Origin of the sequence: Candidatus Rhodobacter oscarellae, from assembly GCF_001078595.1 — a bacterium.
GTDB classification, from domain to species: Bacteria; Pseudomonadota; Alphaproteobacteria; order Rhodobacterales; family Rhodobacteraceae; genus Rhodobacter_B; species Rhodobacter_B oscarellae.
On the sequence record NZ_LFTY01000002.1, the window covers coordinates 3,385,704 to 3,395,745 of the forward strand.

A 10,042-nucleotide genomic window follows, 5' to 3' on the forward strand; every position below is an offset into this window, starting at 1 on the left:
AAAGAGCGCCCGGTAGGGCCCCTTTTGATAAGAGCCCGCTCAAAGCCCGCAGCCTCAGCTCGAACTTGCCCGCGCCTTCTCGGCCTTCTTGAGCAGCATCTTGCGTTTGAGACTGCTCAGGTTGTCGAAATACATTCGCCCGTTCAGGTGGTCGATCTGGTGCTGCACCGAGGTCGCCCAGAGCCCCTCGAATTCGCGGCGGTCCATCATGCCTTGCGGGTTGAGGAAGCGCACCATGACCTTGGCGGGGCGCTTGAGCGACGCAGAGACGCCGGGCAGGTTAGGGCTGGCCTCGTTATGCGCGCGCAGCTCGCGCCCGGCGTCGATCACCTCGGGATTGGCCATGCGCACCGCTTTGCCGCGCGTGTCAGAGGCGTCCACCACGGCCAGCCGCAGCATCACGCCGATCTGTGGCGCGGCGAGGCCGACGCCGGGCATGGCCTCCATCGTGTCGATCATGTCGTCCCATATGGCGCGGATCTCGTCGGTGATCTCCTCCACCGGCGCCGCGGCGCTGCGCAGCCGTTTGTCGGGCCAGGGGATGCAGAGGCGGGCGGTCATGTGCGGCGCTCCAGGTATCGCGCTTGCAGCCGCCCGGCTTCCTCCGGGGCGAATTCGTCAAAGATCACCCGGCCCAGAAGATGCGCGTGCTCGTGCTGGGCGATGCGCGCCTCGGCGCCGTCAAGCCACGCCTGGTGCGGCGCGCCCTGCAGGTCCTGCCACAGCATCTTGACCCGAGCGGGTCGACGCACGGTCAAGGGGAAGTCGGGGATCGAGAGGCAGCCCTCCTCGATCTCGACGCTGTCGTCGCTTGAGGTCAGGATCTGCGGGTTGATCATCGCAATCGGGGTCTTTGTGCCCTCTTTCCAGCCCGCATCCATGACGAACACGCGGACCAGCTCGCCGACCTGCGGCGCGGCCAGCCCGCGGCCATTGGCGTCATACATGGTCTCGAACATGTCCGCGACCAGCGCCGCAATATGCGCCCCGATCTCTGGCACCGCGTCGCAGATCTCGGCCAGGCGCGGATCCGGCCAGTGCAGGATCTCGCGCAGGCTCACCCCCGGGCCCGCTCTTTCTTGAGCTTGACCATCTTGCGGGTGATCAGCTGCCGCTTCAGCGGCTTGAGGTAGTCGATAAAGAGCTTGCCGTTGAGGTGGTCGATCTCGTGCTGCACGCAGGTGGCCCAGAGCCCGTCGAACTCTTCCTCCTGGCGCTTGCCGTGCACATCCGTCCAGGCGACCCGGACCTGCGCGGGGCGGGTCACCTCGGCGAATTGCTCGGGGATCGACAGGCAGCCCTCCTCGTAGACGCCGGTCTCCTCCGAGGACCAGGTGACCTCGGGGTTGAACAAAGCCATCGGCCGCGCGGGGGCGTCGTCTTCCTTGACGCAATCCATCACCAACAAGCGGGTCATCTGCCCCACCTGCGGCGCGGCCAGCCCGATGCCGGGTGCGGCATACATCGTCTCGAGCATATCATCCGCCAGCTTGCGCAGCTCGGGCGTCAGGTCAGCAACGGGCGGGCACATCTTCTTGAGGCGCGGGTCGGGATGGATGAGGATGTTCAGCAGGCTCATGGGGCGCTCATGTAAGCCTTTGACGCGCGGGGCGCAATCCGCTTGCGCTCGGCGGCGAGTACGCTAGCAATGCTTAACACCACAGCAACTGGAAGACCCATGAACTTCGACAAGATTATCGACCGCCGCGGCACCCATTCCGTCAAATGGGATTCGATGAACCGGCTCTATGGCGTGTCTCCGGATACGGGTATTTCCATGTGGGTGGCGGATATGGATTTCTCGTCGCCGGACTGCGTGCAGGCGGCCCTGGCCAAGATGGTCGAGCACGGCACCTACGGCTATTACGGCGAGGACGGATCCTATCGCGATGCGGTCTGCTGGTGGATGGCGAACCGCCACGGCTGGCAGGTCGACCCCAGCCACATCTTCACCACCCACGGGTTGGTGAACGGCACCGCGCTGTGCCTGGACGCCTTCACCCAGCCCGGCGACGGCGTGGTGCTGTTCACGCCGATCTATCACGCCTTCGCGCGGGTGATCGGCGCCGCGGGGCGGCGCGTGGTGGAATGCCAGATGCAAAACAACGACGGGCGCTATGCGCTCGACTTCGACGCCTGGGACGCGCAGATGGACGGCAGCGAGAAGATGCTGATCCTCTGCTCGCCGCATAACCCCGGCGGCCGGGTCTGGACCCAACAAGAGCTGGAGGGCGTCGCCGCCTTCGCCAAGCGCCACGACCTGGTGCTGGTCAGCGACGAGATCCATAACGACCTAGTCTTTGGCGGCCACAAGCACATCCCCATGGCGAAGATCCTTGGCTGCGAGGACCGGCAGGTGATGATGACCGCCGCGTCCAAGACCTTTAACCTCGCGGGCGCGCATACCGGCAACGTGATCATCGCCGATGACGCCCTACGGGCGCGCTTCGCCGCGCGGATGGCCGGGCTGGGCATCGGCCCAAACAGCTTTGGCCTGAACATGGTCGAGGCTGCCTATTCGCCCGAGGGCGCGGCCTGGGTGGACGCTCTGGTGGCCTATATCGACGGGAACCGCGCCGTGTTCGACGCGGGCGTGAACGCGATCCCGGGGCTGCATTCGATGGCGCTAGAGAGCACATACCTCGCCTGGGTGGATTTCGCCGGGACGGGCATGGAGCGCGAGGAGTTCACCCGCCGCGTCACCGAGACCGCCCAGATCGCGGCCAATTACGGCCCGACCTTCGGCAAGGGCGGCGAGAGCTTCATGCGCTTCAACCTCGGCGCGCCGCGCTCGGTGATCGAGGACGCGGTCGCGCGCCTGCAAAACGCCTTCGGCGACCTGCAATAACCACCGGGCGGCGCGAGGAGCGCCGCCGATGTGGTAATTCCCCACGCGGACCTGCATGATGCCCGGGCAATGCCTGGGCACACCATGCGGCGTGCCGCCAGTTCAAAGAGGGGCCCATGAGCGATAGCTTTGTCAGTCATCTGCGGGACGAAATCGACGGCCTGAGGACCGCCGGGCTTTATAAGTCCGAGCGCGTCATCACCTCCAAGCAATCCGGCACGGTGGGGCTGTCCACCGGCCAGCGGGTGATCAACCTGTGCGCAAATAACTACCTGGGGCTCAGCGACAACCCGGATCTGATCGCGGCGGGGCAAGAGGCGCTTTCGCAACAGGGCTACGGCATGTCCTCGGTGCGGTTCATCTGCGGCACGCAGGACGTGCACAAAGAGCTTGAGGCGCGGCTCTCGGCCTTCCTGGGGTTCGAGGACACGATCCTCTACTCAAGCTGCTTTGACGCCAATGCGGGGTTGTTTGAGACGCTGCTGGGGCCGGAGGACGCGATCATCTCGGACGCGCTGAACCATGCCTCGATCATCGACGGGGTGCGCCTGTGTAAGGCCCAGCGCTATCGCTATGCCAATAGCGATATGGAGGATCTTGAAGCGCAGCTTCGACGCGCGTCCGGTGCCCGCTTTCGGCTGATCGCCACGGACGGCGTGTTCTCGATGGACGGCTATGTGGCGCGGCTGAACGAGATCTGCGACCTGGCGGAGCGCTACGACGCCCTGGTGATGGTCGATGACAGCCACGCGGTGGGCTTTATGGGCGCGACGGGGCGCGGCACGCATGAGCATTGCGGCGTGATGGGCCGGGTGGACATCCTGACCGGCACGCTGGGCAAGGCGCTGGGTGGGGCCTCGGGCGGCTATACCTGCGCGCGGGCCGAGGTTGTGGACTGGCTGCGGCAGCGCTCGCGGCCCTATCTGTTCTCGAACACGCTGGCGCCGGTCATCACGGCCACGTCGATCAAGGTGATCGAGATGCTAGAGGCCTCAACCGAGCGCCGCGACAATCTGATGGCGAGCGCCGCGCATTTCCGCGCGCGCATGGGGGCGGCGGGGTTCGACCTCTTGCCCGGCGAGCACCCGATCATCCCCGTCATGCTGCGCGACCCGAAGCTGGCGCAGGACATGGCCGCCCGGCTGGACGCGCGCGGGGTCTATGTCGCGCCCTTCAGCTTCCCCGTGGTGCCGCGCGGCCAGGACCGCATCCGCACGCAGATGTCCGCGGCGCATAGCCGCGCCGAGCTTGACCAGGCGATCGACGCCTTCATCGCCGTGGGCCGCGAGATGGGGCTGATCCAATGAGCAACGAGATGCGCGCCCTGGTGAAGGCCGAAGCCCGCGAGGGCCTCTGGATGCAGCGCGTGCCGGTGCCCCAGCCCGGCCCGGATGAGGTGCTGATCAAGGTGCGCAAATCCGCGATCTGCGGCACCGACGCGCATATCTGGAAATGGGACGACTGGTCGGCCAAGACCGTGCCCGTGCCCATGGTGGTGGGGCATGAGTTCTGCGGCGAGATCGTCGAGACCGGCGCCGCGGCGGTGAAGTTCCAGCGCGGGCAGCGCGTTTCGGGCGAGGGGCACATCACCTGCGGCATCTGCCGCAACTGCCGCGCCGGGCGCGGGCATCTGTGCCGCAACACGTTGGGCGTGGGGGTGCACCGGCCCGGGTCCTTCGCAGAGTATCTCTGCCTGCCCGAGGCCAACGTGGTGCCGATCCCCGACGACATACCCGACGAGATCGCCGCCATCTTCGACCCGTTCGGGAACGCGGTGCACACGGCACTGAGCTTTGACCTTGTGGGCGAGGACGTGCTGGTCACCGGCGCGGGGCCCATCGGGATCATGGGCGCGCTGGTGGCGCAGCGCGTGGGCGCGCGCAAGGTGGTGATCACCGACATCGCGCCCTACCGGCTGGACCTGGCGCGCGCCATGGGCGTGCAGCATGTGGTGGATGTGTCCGATCAGTCCTTGCGCGACGTGATGGGCGACATCGGCATGACCGAGGGCTTCGACGTCGGGCTAGAGATGTCCGGCGCCGCCGCCGCCATGCGCCAGATGATCGCCCGAATGAACAACGGCGGCAAGATCGCCCTCTTGGGCATCGCGCCCACGGAATTCGCCGTGGATTGGAACGAGATCATCTTTAAGATGCTGCAGGTGAAGGGGATCTATGGCCGCGAGATATTCGAGACCTGGTACAAGATGATTGCGCTGGTGCAGTCGGGGCTGGACCTGAGCCCGCTGATCACGCACCGCATCGGGATCGACGAGTACGAGGCGGGCTTCGCCGCCATGCTGTCTGGCGAGGCGGGCAAGGTGGTGATGGACTGGGACGCGCCGTAGTATCTTTGGGTCGTTTGGGGGGCGACCCGGCGCCGCGGGCGCACCGCGCAGATGCTGACTTCCTTCGGTAGGTCCACGGCAAGGACCTCGGTCGCGCAGCGGCTCGCCCACCGTTTCGCACCACCCACCGTTTCGTTCCGCCAAGCGGTTCGTTCCGCCCACCGGTTCGCGCCAACCAGCGCATCAGAAATGTTTCAGTAGCGCCAAGGCGCTTAGCGGCGTTCACCGAATCTTAGTGGGATGGCCCGGATAATAAGGGCGGGAGGATGGGGGTTTAACCTATCAAAATAGGTGACCCGCCCGCCGCCCTGGCATTTTGCCCCGGGCCGGGTTGAGAAAAAGTTAATCTCATCACGGATTGTTTCGATGTCGCGGGTTTCGTGAGGCTGGGCCCCGATGGCCCCATCTTGTCGTGGCAGAGTTAAGGTCGGCGGTGCCGCCTTGGGTCGTGGATGCGCGGGGTGCCAATCCCGCGCGGTTGAAGCGCTTCGGTGCCGAAACTACTCCAGACCAGTTAGGGTTCGATTAACCTACCGCGCGGAGCCTACCGCGCCACCAGCGAGTCAAGTAAATGCAGGCCTCGGTCGCGCGCTTTAGCGCCCCAGCAAGGCAATGGGCGCGGTCTCGTCGCGGTAGAAATCCAGGGGCGCTTTGTCCACGGCGGCAGTGTTGCGCTTGAACTCATAGATCATCTCGCCGGCCTCTTCCGAGCTGGCCACGATCAGGCACTGATAGAGATGCACGCCGCCGTTATAGAGATCCACCAACCCGCGCAGATGCGGCGCGTTCTCCGCATCCAATGCAAAGCCGGTCTCCCACGAGCGCAGAATCGGATACGCATCTTCGCCCACTTGCACCCGCAGGCGGCTCCTACGCTTTAGGTCTGCTTTGCGGGCCAGTTCCAGCCCTTCCCGCACCTCTTTTGGCAGAAATTCTGACATGTTAGTTTCCCCCTCACCGCTGCACAGGATGACGCAAATCATCGCACCGTCAAGTTAAGGATTGTTATCCAAGACGGCTTTTTTGTGACGAGGGGCCAAGCTTACTCGGAGGTGACGCTTGGGCGCAACACATGCGGATAGGCCGGATCGTACAGAACGCTGTCGCGGAAATCGCGCACCTTACCCAGCGCGGGGCCGACCAAAGTGAGCGCGGTGCGGGTGATCTTTTCGGCGCGGACCTTCTTGCGAATGTCCGACAATGTGCCGCGGATGAACATCTCATCCGGCCAGCCCACGCGGTAGGCAACGACCACTGGGCAGTCCGCCCCGTAATAGGGCGTCAGCGTGCGTTCGATGTCGCGCAGGGCCTTCACGCCGAGGTGAATCGCCAGCGTGGCGCCGGTGCGGGCGAAGTTCTCGAGCGTTTCGCCCTCGGGCATTGACGTCGAGGTCACCGAGACCCGCGTCAGTACGATGCTTTGCGCGACCTCCGGGATGGTCAGCTCCTGCCCCAAGGCGGCTGCGGCGGCGGCATAGGCGGGCACGCCGGGGATGATCTCATACGCGATATCATCCGCCTCCAAGCGGCGGATCTGCTCGGCGGTGGCGCCATAGAGCGACGGATCGCCCGAATGCACGCGGGCCACGTCCTCGCCCCGGTCGCGCGCCGCGAGTATCTCGGCATGGGTTTCATCCAAAGTCATGGGCGCGGTGTCGCGCACCAAGGCGCCCTCGGGCGCGCGCGCCACGACCTCCGCCGGCACCAAAGACCCCGCATAGAGGCAGACCGGGCAGCGCGCGATCCGATCCGCGGCCTTCAATGTCAGCAATTCAGGGTCGCCCGGGCCCGCCCCGATGAAATAGACCTTCATACCTGCATCGCTTTCTTGATCTGGTCGCCAAAATAGTAGCAGAACGCGATCTGCCCGCCGCCGCCATGGTCGCCGATGAACACCCCATCCGCGTCCGAGATATAGGCGCAGATCGCCTGGTATTCGGCCAGCCGCGCCGCGTCTGTGGGCCCGCCGCGGGTCAGCAGCGCGTCGATCTCTTGCCGGTCGCCGAACTGCTGCACCGCCCAGGCGGCGGCCTGCATCGGCTCGGGCACCTCCGGGTGCCCCCAGCCCCACATGAATGAGCCGTCATTCGCGTACGTCCCGATCACTTGCGCGTCCGCTGCGGCCTCGCCACCGTCCTCATAGGCCAGCACCACGCGCCCCTTGCGCAGGTTCAGCCGGAAATCGAGCACCTTGCACGCGCCCGACATCCGCGGCCCCAGAAAGAGCTGCGCGTTGGCCACAAGCTGCGCGTAGCTCTCGGGCAGCATGGTCGCGCCCTGGTCCGCCATGCGGCCCGCGAATTCTAGCAGGACGCCGTTCATCCCGATAGGTCCCCGTCGATCCGGCGCGCATATCCGCGCGGCGTGTACATGCGCGGGCCCTCGCCCAGCTGCGCCAGTTTCGAGTTCGACGAGCCCACCAGAACCACGGTCAGCATGTCGACCTCGTCGACCTCCAGATCGCTGAGGGCGCGATAGCGGATCTCCTCCTCGGGGCGGCCCAGCGACGACGCCAGCAGAACCGGCGTGTCTGCCGGGCGATGCTCCAGCAGCATGTCCCGCGCGATGGCCAAGAGGTCGCGGCGCCGCTTCGAGACCGGGTTGTAGAAGGCGATCACGAAATCGCCCTCGGCGGCGGCTTTGATGCGGCGCAGGATGTCCGCGCGCGGGGTCAGAAGGTCCGAAAGCGAGATGGCGCAGAAATCGTGCCCCAGAGGGGCACCGGCCCGTGCCGCGGCGCCCTGCAGGGCGGAAACGCCGGGGGCAGAGACGACCTCGACCCGCCGCGCGGCGTCGCTCACGCCCTTTTCGTCGGCGCCCCGGTCCATCAGCTCGAACACCAGCGCGCCCATGGCGTAGATCCCTGCGTCGCCTGAGCAGATGATCGCCACCTTGCGCCCCTCTCCCGCGCGCTCCAGCGCAAAGCGGCAGCGATCCTCCTCACCGCCCAGCGGGAAGTCGTGGCGCGGCTTGCCGGCGGCCAGCGGTCCGAGCAGGTCGATATAGAGGCCATAGCCGATCAGCTCGTCGGCTTCCTGCACCAGTTTTGAGGCCTCGGGCGTGCGCCAGGCGGCCTGACCGGGGCCGATGCCCACCAGCGAGACCTTGCCGCGCCGGCGGCCTTTCAGTTCCGTCAACGGCTCTGGCGCGCAGGAGATCGCGCAGGTGGCGTTGGCGGTCTTCTCCTTCGGGTGCCACAGCGTGCTGGCCTCGGACTGCGCCAAAGAGGCCGCCTCTGCCACCGAATGGGTGCCTACCTCGGCAAAGACCACGTCCGAGGGGTTCTCTACCCGCGGGGTCAGCGCCTCTAGCTCGGCAGCAGTGAAGTAGCGGATCGGCGCGCCAAGCTCTTGCGACAATGCCAGGATCGCGGGCTCGTCGGCCTTGAGGTCGATCGTGTTGATCGAGTGTATCGCGCCCGGGGCCAGCTCTGCCTCTTCCATCATGCGGCGGGCCAACGCCGAAAGTTCTTCTGGCGGGCAGTTGCGGGCGCAGCCCACGCCCAGTGTGGCGCGCTGGGGCGCGAAATGCAGCAGCCCAGGCCCGGTCTCGACCGGGGCCATGCTGCAATGCAGTTCCACGCCCTCGCCCTGAGGAAGCGCGGCGAGCCATTCGGCGCGCGATGCTTCCGGACCGCGCCGCGCCGCGCCGTCGCCCGCCAAGAGCGCCGCCATGGCGGGTTTCGCGTGTTCTGGGTTCGCCAGGCGCCACCCTGCGGGTGGCTCGTCCAGCGCGACCCCAAGCGCCACGTCCCCCGCGGTGGTCACCGCGGCGGTGGCCTGCAGCGCGTCGGCGATCTGGCCCGCCAAGCGGTTCGCGCCCCGGTGCCCGCCCAAGAGCGGCACCACGACCGCCCCGTCATCCGAGACGCTGAGCACCGGCGGCTCTGTCGTCTTGTCGCTCAGCAGCGGTGCCACGGCCCGGATCAGGATGCCTGACGCGCAGACCCCCACCACCGGCGTGCCCGCCGCGAAGAGGTCGCGCGCGTGGTCCAAGGCGTTGGCAAAGAACGCGTCCGCCTGCGCCACGCGGCCCTCGCGACCGTGCACCGGCGCGCCCAGCGCCTGCGCCACGCGATGCGCCGTGGCCTCTCCGGACCTTGACAAAGCCAGTACTACAACCACGGATCGGCTCCTTTCGTGAGCAGGATCATCGAGAAATACGGCGCCTTCTCGGGCGCCTTTGCCAAGGGCAGCACACACTCTTCGGGCAGCGAGGCGCGCTCGACATAGACCGCCTGGTCCAGCAGCCCGAGCCCGGCGATCACGCTGCGGATCTTGGCCAGGTGCCGCCCGACCTTCATCACGGCGACGCTCTCGGCGCCCTCGATGCGCGCGCGCAGCTCTGCCTCGGGCAGCGGCCCGGGCAGTATGGTCACGCGCTCGTTGCGCGCGGCCAGCGGCATGCCCGCCCGCGCCGCGCAGGCGGTGATCGAGGTCACGCCGGGGACGACCTCCACGGCGAAGCGCTCCGCCAAGCGCGCGTGCAGATACATGAAGGAGCCATAAAAGAACGGGTCGCCCTCGCAGAGGCAGACCACGTCGCGCCCCGCCTCCAGCGCCTGAGCGATCTGTGCGGCGCCCGCGTCATAGGCGGCCTGGGCGGGCGCGCGGGCCACGGTCATGGGGATGTCGATGGCGATCTCCTGGGCGCCGTCCGGGATCAGCTCCGCCGCGATGGAGCGCGCCAGGCTGTCGCCGCCCTCCAGCGACGGGTAGGCCACCACCTCGGCCTCCGCGATCAGCCGCGCGGCCTTGCGCGTGATCAGCTCCGGGTCGCCGGGGCCCAGACCGACGCCATACAGCGTGCCACTCATACCGCTTCACCTTGTCCCAAATACGCAAATC

General features: G+C 66.9%; 11 protein-coding genes. 3 read left to right on the forward strand and 8 right to left on the reverse strand.

Going from position 1 to position 10,042, the window contains the following annotated elements:
• Positions 1 to 54 precede the first annotated feature (54 nt).
• From def (AIOL_RS20940) to def (AIOL_RS20950), 3 genes are read right to left on the reverse strand one after another with little or no spacing between them, the layout of a single operon-like run.
• Complete coding sequence (gene def / locus AIOL_RS20940) at positions 55 to 561, reverse strand: peptide deformylase (RefSeq protein WP_049644764.1); 507 nt, start codon at positions 559 to 561, stop codon at positions 55 to 57.
• Positions 558 to 1,061, reverse strand: coding sequence for a peptide deformylase (gene def / locus AIOL_RS20945; protein WP_049644765.1), 504 nt, complete (start codon positions 1,059 to 1,061; stop codon positions 558 to 560). The genes def (AIOL_RS20940) and def (AIOL_RS20945) overlap by 4 nt, the downstream gene beginning before the upstream one ends.
• On the reverse strand, positions 1,058 to 1,579 hold the full coding sequence (gene def, locus AIOL_RS20950) for a peptide deformylase (protein WP_049644766.1): 522 nt from the start codon (positions 1,577 to 1,579) through the stop codon (positions 1,058 to 1,060). The genes def (AIOL_RS20945) and def (AIOL_RS20950) overlap by 4 nt, the downstream gene beginning before the upstream one ends.
• A 99-nt stretch (positions 1,580 to 1,678) precedes the next feature.
• Between def (AIOL_RS20950) and AIOL_RS20955 the strand changes: the two genes are divergently transcribed.
• The 3 genes from AIOL_RS20955 (at position 1,679) to tdh (ending at position 5,195) form a co-directional block, all read left to right on the forward strand.
• On the forward strand, positions 1,679 to 2,848 hold the full coding sequence (locus AIOL_RS20955; protein ID WP_049644767.1) for a MalY/PatB family protein: 1,170 nt from the start codon (positions 1,679 to 1,681) through the stop codon (positions 2,846 to 2,848).
• Positions 2,849 to 2,964: 116 nt separating this feature from the next.
• The gene (locus AIOL_RS20960; protein ID WP_049644768.1) at positions 2,965 to 4,155 is read left to right on the forward strand and encodes a glycine C-acetyltransferase; all 1,191 of its coding nucleotides are present in this window, start codon (positions 2,965 to 2,967) and stop codon (positions 4,153 to 4,155) included.
• An 8-nt stretch (positions 4,156 to 4,163) separates the two neighbouring features.
• Entirely contained in the window at positions 4,164 to 5,195 is a 1,032-nt protein-coding gene (gene tdh / locus AIOL_RS20965; protein WP_200898797.1) for an L-threonine 3-dehydrogenase, read from the forward strand.
• Positions 5,196 to 5,788: 593 nt separating this feature from the next.
• Here tdh and AIOL_RS20970 read toward each other — a convergent pair.
• From AIOL_RS20970 to cobI, 5 genes are all read right to left on the reverse strand, one after another.
• On the reverse strand, positions 5,789 to 6,136 hold the full coding sequence (locus AIOL_RS20970; protein WP_049644770.1) for a hypothetical protein: 348 nt from the start codon (positions 6,134 to 6,136) through the stop codon (positions 5,789 to 5,791).
• A 101-nt stretch (positions 6,137 to 6,237) separates the two neighbouring features.
• A complete protein-coding gene (gene cobM / locus AIOL_RS20975) occupies positions 6,238 to 7,008 on the reverse strand; it encodes a precorrin-4 C(11)-methyltransferase (RefSeq protein ID WP_049644771.1) in 771 nt (256 codons plus the stop codon).
• Entirely contained in the window at positions 7,005 to 7,517 is a 513-nt protein-coding gene (locus tag AIOL_RS20980; protein ID WP_049644772.1) for a DUF6882 domain-containing protein, read from the reverse strand. The genes cobM and AIOL_RS20980 overlap by 4 nt, the downstream gene beginning before the upstream one ends.
• Entirely contained in the window at positions 7,514 to 9,319 is a 1,806-nt protein-coding gene (gene cobJ / locus AIOL_RS20985) for a precorrin-3B C(17)-methyltransferase (protein WP_049644773.1), read from the reverse strand. The genes AIOL_RS20980 and cobJ overlap by 4 nt, the downstream gene beginning before the upstream one ends.
• On the reverse strand, positions 9,310 to 10,011 hold the full coding sequence (gene cobI / locus AIOL_RS20990; RefSeq protein WP_049644774.1) for a precorrin-2 C(20)-methyltransferase: 702 nt from the start codon (positions 10,009 to 10,011) through the stop codon (positions 9,310 to 9,312). The genes cobJ and cobI overlap by 10 nt, the downstream gene beginning before the upstream one ends.
• Positions 10,012 to 10,042 lie beyond the last annotated feature (31 nt).

Bases quoted from the DNA above. Each gene is read 5' to 3' on its own strand.
- cobM (WP_049644771.1), bottom strand. From the start codon at position 7,008: ATGAAGGTCTATTTCATCGGGGCGGGCCCGGGCGACCCTGAATTGCTG.
- cobI (WP_049644774.1), bottom strand. From the start codon at position 10,011: ATGAGTGGCACGCTGTATGGCGTCGGTCTGGGCCCCGGCGACCCGGAG.
- tdh (WP_200898797.1), top strand. From the start codon at position 4,164: ATGCGCGCCCTGGTGAAGGCCGAAGCCCGCGAGGGCCTCTGGATGCAG.
- AIOL_RS20970 (WP_049644770.1), bottom strand. From the start codon at position 6,136: ATGTCAGAATTTCTGCCAAAAGAGGTGCGGGAAGGGCTGGAACTGGCC.
- AIOL_RS20960 (WP_049644768.1), top strand. From the start codon at position 2,965: ATGAGCGATAGCTTTGTCAGTCATCTGCGGGACGAAATCGACGGCCTG.
- def (WP_049644764.1), bottom strand. From the start codon at position 561: ATGACCGCCCGCCTCTGCATCCCCTGGCCCGACAAACGGCTGCGCAGC.
- def (WP_049644766.1), bottom strand. From the start codon at position 1,579: ATGAGCCTGCTGAACATCCTCATCCATCCCGACCCGCGCCTCAAGAAG.
- AIOL_RS20980 (WP_049644772.1), bottom strand. From the start codon at position 7,517: ATGAACGGCGTCCTGCTAGAATTCGCGGGCCGCATGGCGGACCAGGGC.
- AIOL_RS20955 (WP_049644767.1), top strand. From the start codon at position 1,679: ATGAACTTCGACAAGATTATCGACCGCCGCGGCACCCATTCCGTCAAA.